The sequence below is a fragment of the Spirosoma pomorum genome, from assembly GCF_054776615.1.
Map to the genome: position 1 here is coordinate 475,418 of NZ_BAAHBP010000001.1, position 24,078 is coordinate 499,495.

Below are 24,078 nucleotides of genomic sequence, written 5' to 3' on the forward strand. Positions count from 1 at the left end.
GTATGCTCCTGAAAAGCAATCCGCCCTTAAATACTGAGGGTGACGAAGAGATTAGAATAAGGTTTGCGATAAGCTGGGTATGTTGAACCTACCAGGCAAATATTGCATTATTCATTATTTCTTGAGGTTAGATTCCTGCATCTTTTTTATGGTTTCTTATGAGACTGTAGGCCCTCATGACCTTCAAGTCCGGCGTTCCATCTAATTCCACTTTGTACGTAACACGACCGTTTGCCTCCTGCTTGTCGGCTCCATCCGGACGATACGCCGGAAATTGCTTGGTTACGGCTATTTTGACCAATGCGGGTAAATCAGAATAAGCAATGTCATAATCGTGAGAACGTAGCTGTCCCGATGCGGTGAACACGGCATCATGGTCGACTTTACTCATGTCGAACGAGGCTTTGTACTGGCTACCGACTTTCTTCCAGTCACTATCAGTTGTACCAGGAAACTTGGCTTTTGGTGCATTTTTAACGGAGACCGGAACAGCCGCTGACGGAATCTCCTGCGCTTGCGAACTGAATGGGCTAACCAGTGCCAACATAAAAAACGAGGTACTTCTTCATGGGATCAGTTGTTTAAGTGATCAACAATGAACGAGTACGGGTTTTATCATAGGCAATCCGGGTTAGCGTCGACGGGGTTCATAGATAAGCCGGACAAACGAGCTGGGGCCTTCTGAGCCCGTCAGCGGTAGGCTGGCCACTAGGCCCACAAGCAGGTTATTTTTCAGGGCTACCCGAACCTGTGGACGAATCAGTCGCTCACGCTGCGGTCCGTTTTGATATTGATACAGTTCGACTCCCAGAAACGCTTTATTTCGGGGAATAACGTAATGAAGCGCCAGATTAAGTTCGTACCCACTGGAGCGGAGCGCCCCCTGGTGGGGTAATTGCCCGCCTAGTGCCGCATAGACCAGCGTGTTCCAGCGTTGCCCCCATTTTTTAGCCGCGACCAGAAACGGATGCCCTTCCTCGGCCGTGAATACGGACTTTCCCGCCTGCCCCCCCGCGTTGACAACCAGTTCATTGGTATACCCGACTGCCAGTGACGTTTGCCAGGGAACAATCACCGCATATGTCCATTGTATCGACGTTTTAACGCTGTGTAAGCGGAAGGTAGCCGTCGCGGGTGTTTCCGGGTTATCGGCTGGAACGGTAAGCTGAAAGGGTAATTCAACCTCCATGCCGAGTCGATTGATAGGCGCAAATTCATATTCAACAAACGGATGCCAGGCGGTGCCACCCCCACGCTGACTAAACTGCGTGCCTACATTCCATTCCCGCTCGCCTTTACGGGCACCGAGATCACGGACTAAATCCAGATACAGTGGCTCCGCGTGCGAAATCTTAGCGGGTTTGACGATGTGTGAAGTATCCCCCACAGCTGCAGTGGGTTTAGATCTGGATTGAGCCTGACCGGTTGAATAGCTGGTTACTAAAATAAGAATCCAGTAAAATAGCGCCTTTTTCATGTCGCTTGCCGTTTGGTTAGGGCAAAGCTCCGGGGCGTTTCTGGAACGAATCTGGAATGTTAGAACTGAATAGATATACAAAACCAGTTTTCGGGTTGTGTGATATGAGGGATAAACCCATACGTATCGCAGATCGATTTAACAATGGCCAATCCTAGGCCAAGTAACTGGGATTGATCACTTTGCTTGGTAAACCGACCAAAAAGCGTTTCGGGCTGGTCGATTCTCGAACTAGCCGTGTTCTCAATTTGTAACGACCGATTGACCAGTTGGATGGTAACAGTACCAGTAGCAGGCGCGTGAATCAAGGCGTTTCGGATCAGGTTGCGAACGAGTACCGCCATGAGGTGTTCATTGGCCGATACGTCGACATCATCCAGTTCCAGTAGCTGAACGTGTAATTCTTTGTGCTCAGCCATGAATTCATACTCCTCCACGGTTTGACGGATCAATGCGCCCAGCTTGACAGACTGCGTCTCGCTGAATTGCTGATTATCGATTTTGCTCAGCAGCAGCAACGCTCTGTTGAGTGCCGACAAGCGCTCCAGTTGCTGGTTAAGTAGTTCCAGTGCCTGCGCATCAGTGGTTGTCAAGGTCGGGCTCTGAATGAGCTGTTCGGTCTGATGCAACGCGATGGCAAGGGGCGTCTGGATTTCATGCGAAGCATTCTCAACAAATTGTTTCTGGTGCTGATAGGCCCGCTGACTGACCGTCGTCAACCAAGTAATTGTCTGGTTCAGTTCCGTAAACTCATGCACTGAACTGACCGGTAAGCGCAGCGCGTCGTTCTGATCGATTTTGAATGTCCGCAGTTGAGACAAGGTGGAATAGAAGGGGCGCCAAAGTCGTTGCTGGAGAAAAAAGTTGAGCAGAAAACTCAGGATGAGCAGGCTGGCAATAACCGCGCCGGTACTGAGCGCAATTACTTCGCCCATATCCTCCAGATCCAGCAGCGACATATGGATACGTAGTCGATAATACGTACCCTCATGAATAAACTTGGCGACTAATTGACGATGTGGCTCGTATTCTTTTTCCACCAGTTCATACATAGGTATATCCTCGGTATGTTCACGTAACGCCGAGTACGCAGCGGCACTGATGGTATCTAATTGAAAATCCGTGGTAATACCCGGCTGAATGATCGGCAGGTTTGGTTGCGCGGCAATACTGGCCAGAATCTCCAGCTTTCGGTTTTGGAGTTCTTCATCGATCTCGTCGTGTACTTCCTGACTGACCTGGTCGAAGACGTAAAATCCGCTAGCAATCAGCGCCATAAAAAAAACCAGAGCGCTACTAAGGGTACTACGGGTGAGAAGTCGCATGAGCGGGAAGGCATTTACTCAGCAGTCAGGCGAGAATTTATAGCCAATTCCATAAACCGTTTGAATATCCAGTTCATAGCCAGCCTGACTGAATCGTTTACGTAGATTCTTTAGTTGCGAATAAATGAAATCGTAGGAGTCGGCCTGATCCGCCTGATCCCCCCAGACATGCTCTGCGAGCGCCGACTTTTTGATCACTCGATTCTTGTTGGTAACAAACAAGAGCAGCAAATCGTATTCTTTTCGATTCAGGCTGATGGGCTGCTCATCGACAAATACGGTTCGGGCCTCGGTATCAATCCGTATGCGACCCACGTCCAGGCTCGCCGACCCCTCAAATTTCATTCGGCGCAGGATTGATTTGATCCGGGAATTAAGCTCCGCCAGATGAAAGGGTTTGGGCAGGTAATCATCAGCTCCCAGATCCAGCCCCGCCAGTTTATCATCCAGCGAGTCTTTTGCCGAGATAATGATAGCCCCGGTTTGCGGGTGGTCCTGTTTAAGGCGCTTCAAGATGTCCGGCCCATTTCCCCCTGGTAACATCAGGTCAATCAACACACAGTCGTAGGCATACACCCCTATTTTTTCGTCCGCCTGCTGGTAGGTGGTGGCCGTTTCGCAAATATGTCCCTGACTTTGCAGGAACTGACTGATGGTCTGACTGAGTCCAGGCTCATCTTCGATAAGCAATAACTTCATGGGGCAACTGATCTGTGTACAAAACAAACCGGCAATTCTGGAAAAAGTCTGGATAAGTCACTAACACGCAGTCTGGCTGCCCCAAAAAGTCTGCTTTACCTCCGAAACAAGTTACTGGTACTGATTCTATATTCCGGGTTAGAAGAGACCGGGTCGCTTTACTCTTTCGTCCCCTCGGGCGGCCACCGTTTCTAAACTGATAAAGGGGCATATGACAATGGGGTAACATTGGACTTTTCTCGGCTTGGCAAGTTTATCGATAACCCATTTATGGGCTGGACTCCAGCGCGGTCGTTTAATGGCAGCCTCCGTGATGAATGCAATAATCTGTCATTCCTATTGCTGTATGATATAAACGCGCATTACGTCGATATCCGAGATATGCTGCCTTAGGTTCCGCTTTCCAACCAATAGGATTTATGGTCGCAGCGTAGTCAGTTTGTAACTGGCACAGGGTTTTAGACCAGAACAACTCTTTGGCATTAAGCCAGTTGTCAGGGACATCAGTGTGAATACGGGGCATTTTCTTATCCTAGTGCGGTGCGAAGGCAATAGGTTATCCGTAGTACTGTTGCATGAAGGCTAGGGAGCTTTTAACCGATTGGACTCTCGATAGTCACCAGCGACCTGACTAGCCTAGTCGAGTTTGAAAGCCTCTGGGCTCGCAGTAAGAATGAAATCCATACCCTCAACTGCATCCTACCTGACGCGATGACTGTTGGTATTGTCAATCAGGGCATCTATGGCATTGCCCAGTGTTTCATAGCTGAGCACATATTTTTTATCCAGGTGTTAGCGATCAGGATCAGCGTTAGGTACCTAACACTGCTGATAATTATAGTCTGATTTGCCGCTAATGCTACCAGCTTCTTTGACCTTTTCGATTCGACAAATTACGTTTATAGTTGAAAAGAAAGTCTCATAGGGGCAAAGTATGATCAGTACTTTTTGCAAGGGCGGTCCACGCATCAGCTTACTTATAAAAGTAGGGAATTATCAGCTTTTAGTATCTGTTTAATACGTAAACTAATGTGTGTTTTATAATGAATTTAATGAAATTAGCAATTGTTTTTGGCTCACTATTATTCTCAATTTCTGGTTGTAAGAGTGATGAGCAGGTTGAAGCCGATCGTGTATCAGGTGGTTGGCGAATATCAAAAATTGATTACTTTCAAAAAGGAAATTCTACACCCGACTCTTCGGTTAACTATAGCAAATCTTCATTTGAATTTGGTACGTGTAAATTAACGGCATCAAATCGTGAATGCTTTGGTTATTATTCTATTAATGGTCTTGACAGATCAGCGGTCATGTACAGTATCGCTCCTCAAGGTGACAGAATGAGCTTGTCTCTTGTAGATCAGAATAATAAAAAAGGTATTGATTTGACTGGTAGTTTTCAGATCCAAGAGAACAACCCCAACACACTTGTACTGTACGGCCCAGCAGGATATATTGACAAAAACGGCCAGTTCCACTCGCAAGCTTTAGATGTTAGACTAACTTTAAACCGCTAACACTCGTGCAGTTGGGGTGGGGGATGGGCTAATAGTTTATTGATGAAGTAACTGCTAGCAGACTTATTATTTTCGGAAACACATAGCTACTGGTTCCAACCTAAGCATGTTTTAAACAGTAAATTTGTCTTTACTAGACGCAAGAATTTTAGCCTAACATAACCAAAACTATCTACCCTGCTGGCAGCAATCATCTACATCGGGGCCTGAATAAGCGCGACTTTGGCGACATCCCAAAACTTAAAAGAGTGGGCTTGTGAGCGCACTGCTTTTATCCCAGTGTTTTCCAGGCGGCAGAACGCATACCTCTTGTTTAGGCTAGGGACTTTGCGCGGGCTAGCCGTTGGTACTTGTCAATAGCAGCCTCTTTTCCTGCCTGAAGTTCTTCCAGTATGCCCGGATCGACGATAGTGGAGCAATGCTTGGTTCCCCACAGAATGAGCTCCATAAGAATGGGGATGGTATCAACACCTTTTTCTGTCAGGCGGTAGGTGAACTTCGATTTCTTATCCGCAGCCACAGTCTTGGTTAAGATGCCTTGCGACTCTAGGACCGATAAACGATCGGCTAGAATGTTGGTCGCCATTTTTTCCTCCGACTGCAAGAATTGTCCATAAGTAGACTTCCCCGCAAACACCATATCCCGTAGAATGAGCAGGCTCCATTTGTCCCCTAGCACGTCGAGCGACGTACTGATGGGGCAAGTGGATCGCTGTTTTAGCTCTTTCATAAAACTAATTTACTTTTACTTGCAATTTAAAAGCAAAAAACTTTACCTTTACACTTGCAATTCGCAAGTAAATATACACGAATTTTTAGTTTTTTCATCATGATCCTCGTCACTGGAGCTACTGGTGGGTTAGGCCACCAAACCATCGACTTTCTTCTTACAACCACGCCAGCTGCTCAAATCGCGGCCCTGGTGCGCGACGTCAGCAAAGCCACGGACCTTGTGAAGCGGGGCGTCGACGTCCGGCAAGCCGACTACTTTGACTATCCCGCGCTGGTGCAAGCCTTCCGGGGCATCGATAAGGTACTGCTGGTTTCCGCCGTGGCCTTTACCGACCGGGGGAGCCAGCATCGCAATGTCATCGACGCGGCTAAGGAAGCCGGAGTGAAACACTTATTTTACACCAGCATCCAGCGTAGCTCACATTTTGTCCTGACGGAGGTCACCGAAAGCGACCTAGCCACGGAAGCCTACCTCAAAGCGTCCGGACTGATATACACCATTCTTAGAAACGGCTATTACTTTGAAGGCCTTGAGTACTTGATTGGGAGTTCAGTACCGGACACCGAGATAGGTTTCCCGGCGGGAGAAGGTAAGATAGCTTTTGTCAAGCGGAGCGAACTGGCTGCTGCCACGGCGGCCCTGCTGACCAGCGAAGGGCACGAGAACAAGGAGTATACCCTATCGGGGAGTGAAGCCTATTCGTTTGACGATATCGCCCGAGAATTCTCCGCGTTAGCGGGCCGGCCCATCGCTTACAAAAGCAGCGAGCTGGCGCCCTATATCGCCCAGAAAGTAGCCGCTGGCTTCCCCGAAGTAGTCGCCAACTTCTTTGCCCAGTGGGGTGCAGCCACCAAAGACGGTATGCTGGCTGAGACGCATGATACCGTCGAGCGTCTACTGGGCCATAAGCCAACTTCGCTGCGGGAGTATCTGAAAACAACTTATTTCCCGGGTACTTAACCGCTTGTAGTGGTGGCTCATAGCCCAATCCCGAGCAAGTGACTTCCATAGGAGTTCATCTGCTTAATTCAAGCTTGGCCATCCTAGGCAGTTTCTCCTATCTTGCAAGTGCGTTCGCCCCTCACCCAAGATTCCTACATGCCCCTATAATAATCCATTATCGAATTTGTCGGGCGCGGCCACATTGGCAAGACCCTGGTAGCAACGACCGGGCAAGCGGGTAAAAGAGTTAGCTTCAGTAAGCAACAAAGGTCCCGCTCGCTTACCCGCTATGTTGCCGAACTAAGCCTGTTAGTTTCGGTGATTACCAATGCCAAGTCGGTTCAAGCCGAGGTAATATTCCGGCTGCTACACGGGGCTGATATTGGCTAGACCCTACCACGTATAGTCAACACGTCTGTATATCAACAATGAATGATGTCTCTCAGGGAGAGGAGCATTTCAATAGACGGCTTCTTTATGACTATTAAATTGCCAGCAGCGGTTGACCGTCGCCACTGCGATCCAGTTCGTAGCATATTACGGTGTTACCTCCTTTCTCTACATCACTGACCTAGGTAACCATATACGCTGATCGCAAATCGATAACCCTAAGAATTTTCTCTCTCAGTCTCAATTGTTTCACGTTCGAGACTGGGAGAGAAAATTTGCTTAACGGACCTATTGATAGACTGACGAGGGGACCGAAGAAGCGTTTTTTACGGTATCAAAGCGCTTTGCCTGTATACGATCATACTCATCTACGTAATTCGGGTTCTCCGTCTTCAATAGTCGATCCCAAAAACGAAAATACAAACCATAGTTACCCTTGAACTTGCTATGGTGTAAGTTGTGATGGACAGAAGTGTTGAGGATCTCAAAAAGGAAAGAATGCCGAAACCAGCGTGGAGCTATTTCGTAGCCCAGGTGACCATATACGTTGATCACAAATCCAACTACCGCAAACAATACTATGGTCAATTGATGCATCGGTATCAGGCAAACAATGATCACCAGGACCGCTCCTTCCGCGAAGGATTCCAGGAAGCTAAATGAATAGGAAGTCCAGGGTGAGGGATTTATTGACCGATGATGCAATAGATGAGTTAACCGAAAGAGTTGTTTGTGATGTAACAACCGGTGCATCCAATAAAAATACGTATCGTGAATAACTAAACTGATCCCCAGACTCGCCACTACCCACCAGCCCGGATAGTCGGCTAGATGATCGTAGACCAGGGTGTAACTTTTGAAGGGCGTGCGCAGGACTAGATACGAAATAAGCGCGAACACGGCCGTGGATTGCAGGGAATGCAGAATTTCGCGGATAAAGTCCTTATTAACGGCATTTCTGGGCTGAATTTTCGACTTAGCAAAATAGGGGGTAAAGACTAAGTAGAAAATAAGAAATGGGAGACCCGCTAAAACGAAATACCGCAGGCTTAACATGGTGAATGTACCCCCTAAGATTTTCAATGAATGCTCCATGACAGCAGGGTTCTAATGATAATACAAACCTACTACCTCGGGCCTTTTTGGCTGGTTAACTTAAGATAATTACCGCTCGTGCTTGGTGGCCATCCGTCTTCTCAACCGACTCAGTGAAACGGGTGTGATGCCCAGAAAGGTGGCAATATATTTGTTGGGAACCCGGTTGATGATATTGGGTTTTTGCTCAACTAATTGGCGATAGCGCTCTTCGGGCGAAAGCAATACGAAGGACTCTATCCGGTCCATTGATTGAGCGAGCATATTCATCAAAAAGTACTTACGCGTACTCTCTAACTTGGGTGTACTTTCGAGCAGCGCTTGCAGCGCATCGTACTCGATCTCCAGTAAGTCGGTATCCTCCATCGCCTGATAAGTGAACCGGGATGGTTTATTGAGGAAAATGGCGTCCTGGCTAGCTACGATCTGATCTTCCCAGTTTAATTCCGTTGTAATTTCATCTCCGTTTTGCTTGACCAGATACACGCGGATCAATCCCTTTAAGATTAGCGCGATTTTGCGATGGGTACTGTTCTCCTGAATATACACCTCTGAAGCCGCTAGGTGCCGTGGTTTGGCTAATTGTAACAGACTTAGTAAATCTTCATAAGTCAGGTTTTCAAAGCTCTGCAGGTAAAACAGCACTCGTTCGGAGTGGGGGTCAAAAGCCAAGGGTGGAGTTAGGCTATCCATGCGTACTAATGCCAATCAATTGGTAAGACTACGTAAAAATAGGGTTTCAACAGCGGGCATGCTCGTGCTACCCTAAAGTATAATACCATAGGGAACGGAAATAGATCTGAAATAACCTCCCTGTACTAATCGCCCCTGCTTGAGATCAAGCGAGAGTCCTCATGCTGTTCCTTAGACGGGATTGTTTATTGAGAATAAGTGAGTTAGTGTGTATCCACATAAATACACATCGGATATGGAAAATTATCAGTAGCTACCTCAACTAAGCTATCTACTCTGGCAACCATGTCCCATGAAATCCGAGAGGAATATTATGGGGAAGCCGCAGCCGGGCGATGGTGTCCAAACTGCCGGCATCGGCCACCAGAAGATCCGTTGTGCGTGTGCGGTCGTCGAACCGCAGATACAGGAGCCAGGCATCATCTTCGGCACTACTGCCGGGGCGCGGTACAACGATGGGCTCGCTAGGCAGGCAATAGTCGTCTCCCGTGTGAATGCCTTGCCCGGTTGTTACGTCGATTTTAACGAGTTGATCAGCTAGTGGGCGGCTGTGACTCAGCGGCCGGCCAATACTCCAGGCGTAGCGATACGGTTTCCCCTGCCGATCCGGATGAGTCTCGGGCAATTCCCCTTCGTAGTCGACCAGCGGCCGGTGGATGACCTGTCCGCTTGTCAGATCAATCGTGTAGCGGGTGAAGCGAGCCCCCCTGCCGTCGTCGGCCACATCGCCCTGCAAGTAGGCTTTCATCAACTCGGCGGCCGGAAAATAGTCCAGCATCAGGCCATCGACGATCAGTTTACCATCTGAGTCCTGATACCCGTTGACAAAATGAAAGACAAAACAAAAGTCGGTGGTCAGCCGGTGAACCTGCCCCGACGGATCAATCACCAACACTAGTGTCGGTTTATCGCGATTGACCCGAATCGAAGCTGCGGGTGAGGTCAGCCCAAGCAATGCACGGGGCATATCGAAGGCCACGGGTGTCAGAAAAAAAATTCGATGACCCTGTTGCGTCAGCACAAAGTCGTGCGAAAAAGTCATCTCGTCCATCTCGATCACTTGATCGATTGTAGCCTTGCCATTGCAATCCACTGCGTACAGTACTAGCCGCTGCTTGGTGCCGGCCACCGTACCGAAATTATGGAGAACACCCGTGTCAGGGTGCACCTTGGGGTGCGCCGAAAAAGGCATCTCGGGCATGATTTGACGATCAACCCATGAAAATGGATTCTTCAGTACCCCATCGTAATCGTAGCGATCGACCGTGTCCAGTGTGACTGGATCGACCCGGTGCGGCCAGCCTCCTTCCCAGAGGGCCAGTAGTTGCCCACTATGCCACATAAGACTGGTGTTGGCCGCGTTCTTGAATTGCAGGCGAAAGATATTCTTCAGCAAACCACCGGGCAGGTTGGTACCGAAACTCCGGTGCAGCATTCGCCCGGCCTTTTCTTCCTCGACGAACTCCCGCGTCCGTACGTATCGGTTCCGGTAGCGTACCCGTTGCCCGTCAAACTCGAAACGCGCAATCATACCGTCGCCGTCAAACAGGTGGTCATACCAGACCCCTTGGTGGGCGAATCGGCCGTTCCCATTACGGTACAGTACGCCCTTTAAATCGGCGGGCAACTGGCCTTCCAGCAGCACTAGTTCAGCGTCGTCGTATTCATCCTCTACCGTTTCATTGGCCCGGACGTAATTGTACAATACATTGTAATGCTGTATGGCCATGGCTGTAGGAGAGTTATTGGGTTATTAACCGATATCCAGGCTGATAACCTACTGGAATTTGGTTTGGTTGATAAAAAAGAACACTCCCCCCCTCCAGAAGGGGATAGTGTGCCCTAACCGCGTCCGTAGACAACCGATTTCATCGACTCTTTGGCTGGTTCGTAACCTTCGTCCGCGCTCAAACGGGTGGCCAGTTGGCTGAGCATGACTCCAAAAATTACTTTTGAGGTAATGTCGGCGATGGTGTACAGGATCTGCCGGGCAACCATTCCATTAGGTGTTGGCGATAACCAGGGCATCAGGTAAGCGATGGGGTACAGCGTCCAGGCGACAATCATCAACCAAAAAATAGCCTTAGCTTGGCTGGCCGCTTTGGGTGGCATGCCAACGTGAGTCTCGGCAACTGAGATGCCAACGATATAGCAGATATACACCATAAATACCGTGCTGATAGCCCCCCATATCAACAACTTAGACGTATCATTTGCCTCGTAAAACTGACCTACGTATCCGGTGTAGATCATCAGCAGACCAGCGATTACCAGACCGATCCAGCGACGACGAAAACTGGCTCTTGATACTCCAAGTACGATAATTAGCTGAGTAAGCAGCATGGGTACGTCGATCGACCAGTTCACGTACCGAAAGCCATTAGAGAAGGTAGCGTTACCGGGCTTCCATTGGTTGCCATCCCAGGTAAATGCATGCTGCCAGCTTTGCTGCTGGTTAAAAAGAATTAATGCTGCCGACACCATCACGACTGAAGAGATGACAGCCGTTAACCGATATTTGGGCGAGCTATCTTTGATCGTTAGAATAAAGTAGACGAGGCCTGACAGCATTGCGCCCGCTCCCAGTACCAGTACGTGATTGACAATGTCAAACTGGACTGATGAGTAGTTGAACTGGTTCTCCATGTTTTCCATATCCGTTGCTTTAATCTTATTTTAATGTCCTATCGCGAATATGTAACTCATGTATGTACATGTTGTTTTTTGACTACTTAAGAAAAACACTTAAACTCTTTTGCTTAAGTAAATACTATTACATTTTTCTGGTCAGAACAAGATAGAGCCGGGTCGTTCTATTCTATAGCCAATCTATCCTATCAGCCTATATATTGCCATAGCTTCTTGATGGTATCCTCCCACTCATTTAGTGACTCACGAAGGCAGGGTACAGCTATCGGTATAATTGTAGAGTGGCGTTCTTTTTAGAATGGGTAACCTACTAATTATGCGTGGCTCGTTCTTCATCGTCCGAATAACCATCGTTCTACTGCTGGGATCGACCCGGCTGGCTCATAGCCAATCGACGGCCACACTGACCGGCTCCGTGACGGATGCCACGACGGGAAAACCCATGCCGTTTGCTAACGTTTACGTCAATGGATCAACGCGGGGAGCCGTAACCGACGAGAAAGGATCATACACCCTGACTGGCATCCCACTGGGCACAGTCGAAATAGCCGCTTCCTTTGTTGGTTATCAGTCCGTTACGCAAACCTCTCGATTTGATAATACGACACCGCAGAAGGCGAATTTCCGGCTGAAGCCAAGCGAACAAACGCTGGATGCTGTAACCGTGAAAGGTAATCCGAAGCAATGGGAAAGGCACTTACGGCTGTTTAAGAAGCAACTCTTCGGCGAGCCATTTGGCGGGCAGTGCCTGCTTGTCAATAGCGACGTTCTCAGTTTCAACGAAAATAAAGACCATTTGTACGCGACAGCTAGCGAGCCTTTGATTATCGAAAATCAAGCGCTGGGGTATCGGCTAATCTATGCGTTAAGCCACTTTGATGCAACTACGTCGGGTGGTGTTTACTACGCAGGTACGGCCCGTTTTGAAGAACTAAAACCCCAGCACGAGCGACAGGCCAACCGTTTTCAGCGTAACCGACTAACGGCTTATAAAGGGTCCATCCGGCATCTGATGGCCAGCCTGATAGATAATACGTTCGAGCAGGCTGGCTTTCTGATTTATCAGGAAGACGTTACGAAGCCGGTCTCCCTCGAACGTCGGTCCATTACGTTGTCCGCTGCAGTTAATGACGACAAGCGGCTGATTCCAGTTAAGGTTTCTCAGTTGATTCAGCCCGGTCGATTAGCGACCGAACGCCGATTGGTTTCGTCCATGAAACTAATTGTCTTCTACACGAACGCGGTCTCCGGTTTCTCACCCTATCCCGATGCCCGATACGCATATACGGAAATGAGATTACCCAGGGGGCAGCTACAAATGAGTATCAATGGGGTTGTTACGCAGCCGGAAGGAATGGAACTGAAAGGGTCGATGAGCAGTGATAGACTATCGACGATGCTGCCTGCCGACTGGGCCCCCGAAGGGAATGAGAAGGAGTCACTAATAACCGGTCCGTTGGCTACCCAGGGTAAACTGGCCCCACCAGACGCCCGCCTGGAACGGATCACTACGGCCTTCAACGAGCGTTTTAAATGGCTGTCTCCCAGCTTATTTATACACATCGACAAACCGGTTTACGCCACAGGCGATCGGCTCTGGATGAGTACCTATCTGCTCGACGCGGCTAGTTACCAGCGAGCCAGTGGCGAAACGGCTATCCATGTTGACCTGCTGACGTCAGCCGGGAAACTTGTGCAGCACCAGTGGGTACGTATCACTGACGGACGGGGTGAAGGCAATTTTCGTCTGTCGGATACCCTTATGACGGGAACGTATCGTCTGCGCGCCTATACCGACGAAGACGATGCCCAGCGACGCCCCGCTTTCGAACGGTCGGTGGCAATCTATAATCTGTTACGAAACGAGGGCAGCATACGTAGTGATTCGGTTCATCAGCCAGTCGACGTTCAGATTCTGCCGGAAGGGGGGCGTTGGATTGCGGGATTACCCGCGCGTCTGGGCGTAAAAATTGTCAGGCCCGATGGTCATGGCTTATCCATTGAGGGCCGTATTGTCGATGACCTGGGTACTGAAATCGTTCGGTTCAAGACTAATCGGCAGGGGATGACCAGCGTATCTGTGCAGCCAAAGCCGCAACGGACGTATTATGCCGACGTAGTGCACAACAACCAGCCACAACACGTTCCATTGGTCAAACCCGAAACGGAGGGAATTTTGCTTTCGGCCGATGCCATCGGCGATACAACCCGGCTGGCGTTAACCATTCTAAGCACTAACCGCACTGCTACTGACTCCGTGTATATTCTGATTCAACAACACGGCCGGTTGGTTAATGAACGAAAAATTCTCCTGCAAAATGGGGCGGCAAAGCTAAGCCTACCCATGATGAACTGGTTGCCGGGCCTGGCACAAATTACCTTATACGATGTCAGTGCCCGGCCACAAGCCGAGCGATTAATTTTTGTGCCCGAATTTGTGGCACCGGTACAGGTGGGATTGAAAGTTAATAAACCCCGCTATCGGCCCCGCGAGCAGGTTACCCTGAGCGTCAATCTGATGGATAACGGGATACCGACTTTAGCTGCTTTTTCAGCCTCAATTACCGATGCTGGCAACGTGCCCGCTGATACCACTGAGGCTACGTTGTCAGCGCATTTGCTGCTAACGGGCGAGCTTCGGGGACGTATCGAAAATCCCAACCAGTACGTCGTGAATCACACGGCCGAAACCCGTCAGGCGATGGACGATCTGCTGTTGACGCAGGGCTGGCGACGAGTCAGTGGTACACCCGAAACGGATTCGCTGGGTGGCTTATCGCTTAGGGGCCGCATTGTGAACGCAAAACATCAACCCATACCCGGCGCGCAGCTTATCGTGACGTCGATAGCAGCCAGACAATCGTTCGTAAAATCGGCGGGTGCTGACGAGCAGGGGCGCGTTCGACTGGCGGGGCTGGCCATTGCCGATACGGTGCAGTTACTGACGCAGGTAGCTGATCGTAAGCTAAAAATTATTCCGGCCAACGAAGCTTTTCTGGTTCAGGAAGCACCCGGCAAGCTTTGGGAATCCGGTCAACTACCGGCTGTGCCAAGCTGGTCGACGTTGCGGGTCCAGCTGGAAGGCGCCCGGGTTCGGCAGGAAGCAAACGCCGATGTTTACCGTGATAAAACGGCCAAAGAGCTGAACGAAGTAACGGTTCGAGCGCGGAAATTCGATAAAAGACCCGAGGATGTTCAACAGCGTAGTTTGCACAATGAGGCTGATGCCGTTCTGGTAATCGATGAGAAATCGCCCGTTTATACGAATTTATACGAAATGATTCAGGGCCGCCTGGCGGGCGTGACGGTTACGCGAGAAGGGGCCGCGGTAGCACGTAGCTACAAGGTATTCATACGAGGGGTGAGTAGTTTCAAAAGTGGGATGCAGCCCTTGTATTTGTTGGATGGTCTGCCCATTGAAGATCCTTATGGGACTGCTTTGCTGATCTTTAATCCAAGCGATGTTGAGCGGATCGAATTGCTAAAAAGTGCGATTACGACTGGTACATACGGGGCTCGAGGGGGAAATGGTGTTATTGCTTTTTATACAAAAAGCGCTCGGTCTATGCAGGGAAGTAAGAAACCCCAAGAGATGATCACACCGATTCAATTCATCGGTTATCCGTCTGTGCAGCGCGAGTTTTACGTTCCCCGCTATACGACGGACGTACCAACCGACTCCATTGCTGGTCCCGTCGATTACCGGGACGTATTGTCCTGGAAACCACTCATGCAAACCGACAGTCAAGGACACAGTCAGCTAGGTTTTGTCTTGTCGGACGTAGTGCGAACGGTGCGCGTAGTGATCCAGGGCGTTACAGCCGATGGTCGACCAGTACTAGGCGTTCAATTGGTTCGGGTGCAATAAGCTAGCAGGCCCCTTACTCCATCCAGATGGCGTTTCACCTTTCATTAAAAAGACGTTTCTATTATCTGATCGACCTAGAGGAAAGTGGAAAACTTACCAGAAATAGTGAGTACTAAATTGCCTAATTTCGGGATATGAGAATCCCGGATGTCTCAGGCAGGGCCTTTTCTTGAGAATAGGCGGTACCATTACAAAGCTTTTATGGTGTTCTATCGCGAAAGGTCGTTTATATTAGAGCAACAAAAAAGCGGTGATTGCCAGGCTATAAACGTGAATTTGCTCAGCAAGCTGTGCCGCTCACGAATTGGCTTTTGTCTTGTCCATACTTCCTCCTTAAATGCACGCTAAGTTTAACATACTTCTTGTCGATGATGACCCTAATGTACTGGATATTATTGAGCGGGCCTCTAAACACGTTTTTCCCAGCGCGGCATTTTCATGGGTCAAAAGCGTTCAGGAAGCCTCAACCTATCTCGACAAGATGACCGGCAAGGAACCTGAGATCATATTACTGGATATACACTTACTGATTGAACCAAACGGACTGGAGTTTTTGACCTTGCTAAGAAATCATGCCCTCGGCAAACTAATTCCTGTCATTGTGTTAACGGCTGCGAGCAACAAGGAACTCACCAACCAGGCCTATGAGCGTGGGGCTAATGCCTTCACCATCAAACCAGACACATACAGCGGTTGGAAATCGTATGTAGAGGAACTTCGGCTATTTTGGTTTGACACGGTGAAACGACCCGCTGCTTATGGTGAGTTAACGTAGGTAATGCGCTATTCTTTGTTTACCTTGTTGATCGATTTATGATGGAAGCTCAAAAACCGTTTCAGATTTTAGTAGTGGATGATGAGCCGCCTATCTGCGAACTCTTGACACGAGTAGCGAAAGATATTTTTCCGGAAGCTTCGTTCGTCAACACAAGATCCCCCCAAGAGACACTCGATAATATTGATGCGCGTCTGTATGCTCCCCCACAACTGATTTTGCTTGATATTGACTTAGGTTCATCAATCAGCGGCCTGGACTTGATCCCTGAACTGATTTCACGCCTACAAGGTCAAACTCCTATTATCATTCTATCTAATCTGAGTGAGGATAGCAAGATTCACAAGGCATACGAACGGGGGGCTGTTGCCTACACCGAGAAGCCTTATGATTTGCAGGGCTGGCAGGCGTATGTGACAAGGCTGCGCTCCTACTGGCACGGAACCAGTTTATTGCCAACAACGGCTAAGCCTTAAGCACAAAACATGGCTGTATGTTGATCGGCGGCTCTATTTTTAGGGCCTGGTTTGTCAACTTCAAGTAGCAGCTTCATAAGCGCTTCTTATTCTCACAGAGATCGTTCTTTCGTCCTTCGTTCTAACTGTATTTTGTCAGTCATATCCCTGAGTCCTCATGTATTGGGTTCATGGTTACCATATAACAGATTATACGCCAGAAACAACGGTTGTTCCAACTGTCTTTGCTCTAAAATGGTCCATGAAAGCAAAGCTGATTTGTATGCGACTGACTTATCTAATTGTACTATTTCTAGTGCTCTGCTTATCCTGTTCGAAAGAAGAATTAGCGCTTAATGGGCGACATGTAAAAGCTCGAGTACTCTATAATTCCTGTGCAGGAACGGTTATTCAGTGGGTTCAGGCTCCAACTAGTAAAGGCAAAGAATGGCTATGGTTCACCAATCTTGGTGGCCCTTTTGACCAGTCTAATCCGGCCAAGACTTACCCAGATTGTGTTACTGCTTTTGATATTCCTTTTGATAGGCTGACAGTAAACGATACCATAGAGTTTAGTTATCAAGAGTTGTCTAGTCCTCCAGAAGTCGTTTGTGCTATTGGTGGATTACCAGCCAACTATATTTCAGTTAAAGGCTTAAAGAGCAAATAAATGGTATTAGGGTAACGTAACGTTTACGTCAAAGCATTGATCTATACTGATTCCTCTGATGAATTTTTCATTTGAGTTGTCTCATTAATTAATCTCTTTGCACCCTCATTACCAAATCTGTTTTACGCTGACTGATTATCTAACGTAAGAAAACTTCCGGATTTGGTTGGCCAGAATCGGGGATACAGAGACCTTTCTTCGTCTTACGGGAAAGCGATTAATAAGATTCAGCGAGACAACGACTATCCGCTGTTTCTACCGGGTGAAGTAGAAGTTGATGGAGCCCTGAAAACTTGGCTGAACCCAATTAGCCGCCGTCAATTGCCCGAGCCTGGATACGCCCTCTAATGACACCCGTCGATAAATGGGCAATTCAATGCCAAAACCAGCCGTCAGTTTGGGACTGTATAAATGCCGGGCAGGCCCAACGTCGTCACTGTCTAAAATTTCGCGAAATTGCCCGTACGAAACCCCAGCTTCGGCGAAGCCCGAGAGGAAACCGCCTTCCCATAAGTAGTAGCGGGCAAAAGCTCCCAGTTCAAGACGCGCTTCAGAAAAAACAGTCGCTTCTCCGCTTAGACCAATCCACGTACGATTAGCAACGAACTTACCGGCCTTGGCGGTGAGACCAACCACGGAGCCTCCACCGCCAACCAGCCATTGGCCCTTTTGGTGATTAGCTACCGAAATAACTCGCCAGTCTTCGTCGGTATCCCCAATCTGGGCGAAACTATCTACATGCCAGCCAAAAACTAATCCGAGGATCAACCAATAAACGTGTTTCATGAATCAAAAATATAAGTGGATAACAACGATCAAAATCTGTCATATGATAAATAGTTTCCCAATATAAGAACTCTCAGCTTTGATCGGTATCCAACAGTCGAAAAGGTATCTCTTAAAACGCCTAGTTTAAGAAGTACTTCTATCGACCGAATTAATTTAAGCCGCACCTAATTTCAAGTCATTATCTCATGAATCAAGCTTTCTCTTTCCAGCTAGTTATTGAGTTAATGATGTATCATAGCCTACCAAGTGACGACTTTTACCGTCTGCTGTTAGGTTAAGAAACCTCCAAATTATGATTCGAGACCTCTCTTTACTAATCTAGTGATCCTATATTAAAGTGAATTAATACCCAAAAGCTGCGTCAGAATCGTTTATGGTTTTACCTGACACTCATCTTTTTCACTATGAAATCATTCACGCAGTTTTTCGAAACATTTGCCTCCAAAGCCACTCGTGCCACAGGCTCATCGACGGCTTTTATCATTGCTCTGCTCACCGTCATTATCTGGTTGATTACAGGGCCAATTTTTGGTTATTCTGATACGTGGCAGTTGATCATCAACACGGGAACGACAATTATTACGTTCCTCATGGTTTTCCTAATCCAGAAATCCCAGAACAAGGATTCGATGGCGATGCAGATCAAACTCAACGAATTGATTGCTGTCAACCGAAAAGCCAGTAACCGACTCCTTAACGTGGAAGACCTTAGTGAAGCGGAGTTACGTTCTCTGCACGAATTTTTTGGCCGCTTAGCCGAAAAAGCAAAAGCCGAAGCTACCTTATCAGAATCGCACTCGATTGAGGAGGCCGAGGAGATTCACGAAGAGAAAGTTGAAGAGCTGGAGAAACGACAACAGACACGCAAACATCGTACAAAGCCCAAAACGGCTACTTCTCAACACTGACCTTATTGGGTAAGCCTAGCAACCCATTCTTTAAAATGAAGCTGGCTTTCGTTTATACGTCTCATCAGGCAGTCCAGTAGCTAGCCCATTTTCGGCTCCGACCACACTTCCGGGATGAATACCAAACGAAAATGAAGTCATGCGTTTTCATTTGTTGTTTCAACAAACGAAAACGCCGAAAATGACGAACACTACTTAGGCTGGTACTTGAAAACAGTACCTTTGGCGCATGAAATACATCTGGGCTACGCTTTTACTTGTTGCTTTCCTGATACCGGTTCAGGCCGAAGAGCCAGCAGGCGTTCAATTTTTTCAGGGTTCCTGGCAGCAGGTATTGGCTGAAGCGCAGCTACAGAATCGCCCCATTTTTGTGGATGTCTACACAAACTGGTGCCCCCCCTGCCGGCGGATGGCGCGAGAAGCCTTCCCGAATCCGAAAGTAGGCACAAAATTCAACACGTATTTTATCAGTTACCAGATCAATGCCGAGTACGGCGCAGGGCTGGATGTGGCGAGGTTATATAGCGTGCAGAGCTATCCAACCTCGTTATTTATGACACCCACCGGCGAGCTTGTTCACCGGGCCGTTGGTTATGGGGGTGTTGAGGCCATGATTACGCAGGCCGATCACGCCCTGCATCTACCCAAACTCCGCCAGTTCCGGAAATTGAAAAACCGAAAGCAACCGGCTGATTAATTAATATGTAAAGGCCAAGGCGTTTGGCGTAAAACGCAGGGTTACCTCGTGCGTACTTGGTTGAAAGTACAGATTAGCCGTCGGGTTTTCGGGGGTCTGCGAGTAGAACGTATAGCCTAACCGAATCGAATTACTGACCTGAAATTCGGCCAGCGCGTACAAATAATTGGCAGGAATCAGTCCAGGGCTATTGTATCGGTACGATAACCCTAATCCTAACTGTTCATTAATCCATACGCGGGCGTTCAAATCAACACCCGGCGACCGATCAGCAATCTTCGATACCAGCACCGACGGAATTAAAACCGTCTTCTCGCTCAAGTCGATTCGGGTACCCGCCTGCACCATGACGGGGCGTACGCTTTGATACAGAAATCGCTCCGATAAATCCAGCGCTCGGCCGACCAGCTCAGGGACTGATATACCTCCAAAGAACCGATCGCCTTTGTAATAAACGCCAAACCCCAGACTAGCTACCGGACGGTTAATACTTATAGCCGTGCTGTAATCGTACAGCGGCAATACACTTACCCCGCCCTGTACACCAAAAGACAGTTTTGCCAAAGCAGGCATGTTAAGCCGGTATGCTACACTCCCGTAAGCCCCCGTAGCGGCAAACAGACCCATGCGATCGTTCAGCGCCTGAAAGCCCAAACCAACGCGTCCGTTCGCAACGGCCCCATCGACCGTAACACTTTGCGTTAGGGGGGCGTTACGTATCCCGAACCATTTACGGCGCAGCGAGGCCGATAACTGGAACGTTTCGTTGCTGCCAGCTGCGGCTGGATTGATACTGATCGGATTAATCAGATACTGCGAATAAAGTACCTCTTTCTGAGCAGATGCAGTTTGTACTACGGCGCATACGAGAACACATACAGCTCCCCAGAAACTACCTGACTGATAACGAATTCTCATAACGGTTCGAAATAGCCGACAAATTGCGGGCTTTTGGCCTAAAAACCTAATGGTAAGCCTTGGCTAGCTAACCCACTAATTCAGGCTCAAAATTTTGATTTCGGTCCGGCGATTCTGCTCGTGCTCCTCCTCCGTGCAGGTCACCCCGTCCTTGCATTTGTTGAGCAGTTCACTCTCGCCGTATCCTTTGGCGATAATTCTTGTGGGCGAAATTCCTTTTAACCGCAGGTATGCAACGGCCGACTTAGCCCGGTTCGTCGACAACGTTTTATTGTGCTGTGCCACGGCCCGACTATCCGTATGCGACCGCAGTTCGATCATCATAGCTGGATATTGCTTCAGTAGCGTCGCTACTTTGTCCAGTTCAGCAGCCGCAGCAGGCGTAATTGTTGCTTTGTCCTTGCTGTAATAAATGTTATTGATCTTTACCACATCCCCTTTGGTAAACATGACCAAGTCGGGCGATCCTACTCCTTTACTGGTAATTAGGGACGACATAGCAGCCATGCCTTCTTTGGTACTCTCCAGTTGGTAGTCACAGCCAGGTAGCACCATCAGTTCGTATTGCCCATTGGCGTCGGTTGTTGTTTCCTGCACAATGCCGTCGCACAGGTTAGTCAGCCTGATTTTAGCCCCCACGACTCCCGTCTTTGTCGCTTGTGTAGTTACCCGCCCGCGCAGAGTCGTTGTCGATGGGCCGAACACTTCACTGGAACGAAGCTGTGGTTTTGCCAGCGAGATGTCAATCCGATACGGCTGGTCATCAGATAGGTTCTTGGTCGAGAAACCGATTTTGTTTGTCAGATACCCCTCACGACTAGCCAGGAACGTAGCGTCGCTTTCAGCGTCCAGACAAAACCGTAACAAGCCATCGTTGTTGGTTTTCATCTGTTTTACGTCCTGCCCATTAGCCGCGTTGATGGCAACGAACGTATTGTCCAACGGCGTATTCGAATCAGCATCGAACACACTCAACGTAAGTTCACGGCAGGGATACAGCGAACTCTCGCGCGTAAATCGGTAGATATCATCGTCCGCACCACCGTTTCTACGGTTGCTGCTCAGATAGCCGCTCTGCCGGGCTGCGTCCGTTACTATACCAAAATCGTCTTTGCTGGAATTGAAGGGTTTGCCCAGGTTATTAACGCTTTTTACCTGGTCGCCCCCGCTGAGCTGGGCGTAAAACAGATCAAGTCCACCTACCCCTTTCAGCCCGTTCGAGGAGAAGTACAGCCCTCCGTTCTCGTCGACGAAGGGAAATAGCTCATTTCCTTTCGTATTAATTTCTTTACCCAAATTAATGGGTGTCCCCCATTTACCGTTGGTCCAGCGCGATACGTAAATATCGGTACCACCGAATCCGCCCGGTCGGTCTGAAGCAAAATACAACAGCTGGTCATCGGCTGACAAAGCGGGGTGCCCTGTTGAATACTGATCGCCGTTAAAGGCTAGTTCCTCGGCTTTACTCCAACGTCCATTAACCTGAGTTGCTGTGTATAGCTTTAGTTTATTGACCCGGTCCGTGCTCTGCTTATACCGCCCTTCGTTGTAATTATTACGGGTAAAAATAATGCGTGAGCCATCCTTCGTAAACGTAGCGGGCCCTTCGTGGTACTTCGTGTTCAGACTTTCATAGAAGCGCTCGGATCGACTGGTAGGCTGCTCTTCGTACCCTAAGTGCAGCTGTGTTCCAGCGTACACGCCCTGCATCTTTGAGTCGTTGGCGGTTGGACTGGTGTATGAATCTTTTCCCAGAGGTAGCTGCTTTAGTTTGCCCTTCGCCGTTTGCTCGTCGGTGGGCAAATAAAACAGATCCAGGAAGGGCGTGTTTTTGGCGAATGCTTTCTTGAGCCGGTTCTTTCCCCCCGTTGATACGAATACCAGTCCCTTCTGGTAAACCATTGGGCTAAACTCAGCATTCGGCGTATTCATCGGTAGAAAGTCGAGTTTGTACGTACCAGCCTTCTGTAGCATCTCCGCCGTATTACCATACCGACTATTGGCTACATTTCCCTGTTTTTCCTGCTGTTTCAGACGGCCGTACTTGTCAAAAGCGACTTCTGCCTCTTTGTATTTACCGTTGCTTGCCAGCGCCTGTGCGTAACGCAGATAACACTCGGCATCCTCCGGCAAAATCGATTCAGAGTGGAGTAACTCCCGAAAAACCTGCTCAGCTTTTTTGCTGTTGTGCAATTGCTGATAACTGTATCCCAGATTTCGTTTGGCCGATAGCCGGTTTTTTTCGGAGAGTTGATCGGGTTTTGCCAGCACCTGTTCGTAGAGTGCGGCCGCATTGTCGTAGTAGGATTGGTTGAACTGGCGTTCCGCTTCGGCAATAAGCGACTGAGCCATGAGTGGTTTACCCAACAGACAGGCTATACCCAGCAGCAGGCAGAGACGATAATTCATAGTACGGGCTGTTACAGGAGTACAAACACAAAGTACCTCCTCCAAGGATGGAAAAGGTACTTTAACTCTAGCAAATACTAGGCCGAATTTTAGAAGTAACGGGGGGTTAGAATACGGTTTTTACCGAAACCAAATTCGTAACGCAGCAGAATTTCGTGCGTACTCGGCGCTACGGTGCGTAAATCGTTCATGGTGTGGTCATAAGCGTAGCCAAACCGGAATTGATCGGTTAACTGCAGCTCAAGTATCCCGACGATGGCATCGGTGGTATACGGCGTCCAGCTCGAAAACTGGTTTTTCCGTACCGACGCGCCGATCGCCACCCGGTCCATAAACCAAACGTTTACGTTGCCATCAAAGCCCAGGGGCGCTCCCTCAGCATATTTGGCCAGCATGGATGGTTTGATTTTTACGGCCGGACTCACGCCAATGACGAATCCCGCAGCCAGATAAGCATGACGAACCTGCCGCGACCGGATTCGATCAGATTCGTAGTCGTTCAACCGGTTTTTGATCAGTCGGGGTACCGACAAACTGATGTAAGCCCGGTCGTTGCTGATGTAGATACCAGTCCCGAAGTTGGGCAGTACTTTCGATACGTTCTGCGAGAAGGCGGGATCAGGTTGTGTCGTTCCGGTTGGACTTATCTGTAGATCAGTATAGTTCGCTCGGTAGCTGGACGCGCCGGCCTGTAATCCTAGTGACAGGGTCGTACGTTCACCCGCCTTGATCCGAAAGGCGTAGGAAGCAAAGGCTCCTGCTTCTTCGAAGATAGAAACCTTATCGCCGTACAATTGTAATCCTACGCCGATACGCTCTTTGTTCAGCGGCATATCCATAGTAAACGTTCCCGTTTGTGGCGAACCAGGCAGACCGGACCACTGGTTTCGGTACAGGGCCGACATGCTCAAGACATCACGACTACCAGCATAAGCCGGGTTCAACGCCATCAGGTTGAACATGTACTGCGAAAACATTTTATCCTGCTGCGCCCAGACCTGACTACTGCTTAGCACAAGCAGTAGTCCAACAGTCCAGCGTCTTATTCCTGAAAGGTTTCCCATTCCTC

22 protein-coding genes and 1 pseudogene are annotated in these 24,078 nt (G+C 48.9%); 10 read left to right on the top strand and 13 right to left on the bottom strand.

Annotated features, from left to right (window positions below):
- Nucleotides 1-127 precede the first annotated feature (127 nt).
- From ACYVAD_RS01945 to ACYVAD_RS01960, 4 genes are all read right to left on the bottom strand, one after another.
- A complete protein-coding gene (locus ACYVAD_RS01945) occupies nt 128-547 on the bottom strand; it encodes a hypothetical protein (RefSeq protein WP_461137782.1) in 420 nt (139 codons plus the stop codon).
- A gap of 84 nt (nt 548-631) precedes the next feature.
- Nucleotides 632-1,477 (bottom strand): HAEPLYID family protein, encoded by an 846-nt coding sequence (locus ACYVAD_RS01950; protein WP_461137783.1) that lies wholly within the window; start codon nt 1,475-1,477, stop codon nt 632-634.
- Nucleotides 1,478-1,536: 59 nt separating this feature from the next.
- Nucleotides 1,537-2,802, bottom strand: a complete 1,266-nt coding sequence (locus tag ACYVAD_RS01955) for a sensor histidine kinase (protein ID WP_461137784.1) — start codon at nt 2,800-2,802, stop codon at nt 1,537-1,539.
- Between the two features lie 18 nt (nt 2,803-2,820).
- Nucleotides 2,821-3,501: a response regulator transcription factor gene (locus ACYVAD_RS01960; RefSeq protein WP_461137785.1), complete on the bottom strand. Its 681-nt coding sequence runs from the start codon at nt 3,499-3,501 to the stop codon at nt 2,821-2,823.
- Between the two features lie 198 nt (nt 3,502-3,699).
- Between ACYVAD_RS01960 and ACYVAD_RS01965 the strand changes: the two are divergent.
- Nucleotides 3,700-3,852 (top strand): annotated as a pseudogene (locus ACYVAD_RS01965) (IS3 family transposase); the annotation flags it as partial.
- 692 nt (nt 3,853-4,544) lie between these two features.
- Nucleotides 4,545-5,018 carry a hypothetical protein gene (locus ACYVAD_RS01970; protein ID WP_461137786.1) on the top strand — a complete coding sequence of 158 codons (474 nt, stop codon included), beginning with the start codon at nt 4,545-4,547 and terminating at the stop codon, nt 5,016-5,018.
- Between the two features lie 313 nt (nt 5,019-5,331).
- Here ACYVAD_RS01970 and ACYVAD_RS01975 read toward each other — a convergent pair whose 3' ends face one another.
- Entirely contained in the window at nt 5,332-5,748 is a 417-nt protein-coding gene (locus tag ACYVAD_RS01975) for a winged helix-turn-helix transcriptional regulator (protein WP_461137787.1), read from the bottom strand.
- Between the two features lie 99 nt (nt 5,749-5,847).
- Between ACYVAD_RS01975 and ACYVAD_RS01980 the strand changes: the two genes are divergently transcribed.
- Both ACYVAD_RS01980 and ACYVAD_RS01985 read left to right on the top strand, forming a co-directional pair.
- The gene (locus ACYVAD_RS01980; RefSeq protein WP_461137788.1) at nt 5,848-6,711 is read left to right on the top strand and encodes an SDR family oxidoreductase; all 864 of its coding nucleotides are present in this window, start codon (nt 5,848-5,850) and stop codon (nt 6,709-6,711) included.
- Between the two features lie 159 nt (nt 6,712-6,870).
- Nucleotides 6,871-7,083, top strand: a complete 213-nt coding sequence (locus tag ACYVAD_RS01985) for a hypothetical protein (protein ID WP_461138509.1) — start codon at nt 6,871-6,873, stop codon at nt 7,081-7,083.
- Nucleotides 7,084-7,371: 288 nt separating this feature from the next.
- Here ACYVAD_RS01985 and ACYVAD_RS01990 read toward each other — a convergent pair whose 3' ends face one another.
- The 4 genes from ACYVAD_RS01990 to ACYVAD_RS02005 all read right to left on the bottom strand — a co-directional run bounded on the left by ACYVAD_RS01990 (nt 7,372) and on the right by ACYVAD_RS02005 (nt 11,526).
- On the bottom strand, nt 7,372-8,178 hold the full coding sequence (locus tag ACYVAD_RS01990; RefSeq protein WP_461137789.1) for a sterol desaturase family protein: 807 nt from the start codon (nt 8,176-8,178) through the stop codon (nt 7,372-7,374).
- Between the two features lie 69 nt (nt 8,179-8,247).
- The gene (locus tag ACYVAD_RS01995; protein WP_461137790.1) at nt 8,248-8,871 is read right to left on the bottom strand and encodes a Crp/Fnr family transcriptional regulator; all 624 of its coding nucleotides are present in this window, start codon (nt 8,869-8,871) and stop codon (nt 8,248-8,250) included.
- A 271-nt stretch (nt 8,872-9,142) separates the two neighbouring features.
- Entirely contained in the window at nt 9,143-10,600 is a 1,458-nt protein-coding gene (locus tag ACYVAD_RS02000) for a carotenoid oxygenase family protein (protein WP_461137791.1), read from the bottom strand.
- A 113-nt stretch (nt 10,601-10,713) separates the two neighbouring features.
- A complete protein-coding gene (locus ACYVAD_RS02005; protein ID WP_461137792.1) occupies nt 10,714-11,526 on the bottom strand; it encodes a bacteriorhodopsin in 813 nt (270 codons plus the stop codon).
- Nucleotides 11,527-11,836: 310 nt separating this feature from the next.
- On the opposite strand from ACYVAD_RS02005, the gene ACYVAD_RS02010 reads away from it, so the two are divergent.
- From ACYVAD_RS02010 to ACYVAD_RS02025, 4 genes are all read left to right on the top strand, one after another.
- The gene (locus tag ACYVAD_RS02010) at nt 11,837-15,388 is read left to right on the top strand and encodes a carboxypeptidase-like regulatory domain-containing protein (protein ID WP_461138510.1); all 3,552 of its coding nucleotides are present in this window, start codon (nt 11,837-11,839) and stop codon (nt 15,386-15,388) included.
- A 337-nt stretch (nt 15,389-15,725) separates the two neighbouring features.
- On the top strand, nt 15,726-16,163 hold the full coding sequence (locus tag ACYVAD_RS02015) for a response regulator (RefSeq protein ID WP_461137793.1): 438 nt from the start codon (nt 15,726-15,728) through the stop codon (nt 16,161-16,163).
- Between the two features lie 38 nt (nt 16,164-16,201).
- A complete protein-coding gene (locus ACYVAD_RS02020; RefSeq protein ID WP_461137794.1) occupies nt 16,202-16,639 on the top strand; it encodes a response regulator in 438 nt (145 codons plus the stop codon).
- A 241-nt stretch (nt 16,640-16,880) separates the two neighbouring features.
- Nucleotides 16,881-17,288: a hypothetical protein gene (locus tag ACYVAD_RS02025; protein ID WP_461137795.1), complete on the top strand. Its 408-nt coding sequence runs from the start codon at nt 16,881-16,883 to the stop codon at nt 17,286-17,288.
- Between the two features lie 255 nt (nt 17,289-17,543).
- On the opposite strand, the gene ACYVAD_RS02030 is transcribed toward ACYVAD_RS02025, so the two are convergent.
- Nucleotides 17,544-18,074, bottom strand: a complete 531-nt coding sequence (locus ACYVAD_RS02030) for a hypothetical protein (protein ID WP_461137796.1) — start codon at nt 18,072-18,074, stop codon at nt 17,544-17,546.
- A 407-nt stretch (nt 18,075-18,481) separates the two neighbouring features.
- On the opposite strand from ACYVAD_RS02030, the gene ACYVAD_RS02035 reads away from it, so the two are divergent.
- Nucleotides 18,482-18,985 (top strand): low affinity iron permease family protein, encoded by a 504-nt coding sequence (locus tag ACYVAD_RS02035; RefSeq protein ID WP_461137797.1) that lies wholly within the window; start codon nt 18,482-18,484, stop codon nt 18,983-18,985.
- Between the two features lie 229 nt (nt 18,986-19,214).
- Complete coding sequence (locus ACYVAD_RS02040) at nt 19,215-19,682, top strand: thioredoxin family protein (RefSeq protein WP_461137798.1); 468 nt, start codon at nt 19,215-19,217, stop codon at nt 19,680-19,682.
- Here ACYVAD_RS02040 and ACYVAD_RS02045 read toward each other — a convergent pair whose 3' ends face one another.
- The 3 genes from ACYVAD_RS02045 to ACYVAD_RS02055 form a co-directional block, all read right to left on the bottom strand.
- Nucleotides 19,683-20,600 carry a PorP/SprF family type IX secretion system membrane protein gene (locus tag ACYVAD_RS02045; RefSeq protein WP_461137799.1) on the bottom strand — a complete coding sequence of 306 codons (918 nt, stop codon included), beginning with the start codon at nt 20,598-20,600 and terminating at the stop codon, nt 19,683-19,685.
- A 75-nt stretch (nt 20,601-20,675) separates the two neighbouring features.
- A complete protein-coding gene (locus ACYVAD_RS02050; RefSeq protein WP_461137800.1) occupies nt 20,676-23,009 on the bottom strand; it encodes an OmpA family protein in 2,334 nt (777 codons plus the stop codon).
- Nucleotides 23,010-23,098: 89 nt separating this feature from the next.
- Entirely contained in the window at nt 23,099-24,073 is a 975-nt protein-coding gene (locus ACYVAD_RS02055) for a PorP/SprF family type IX secretion system membrane protein (RefSeq protein ID WP_461137801.1), read from the bottom strand.
- Nucleotides 24,074-24,078 lie beyond the last annotated feature (5 nt).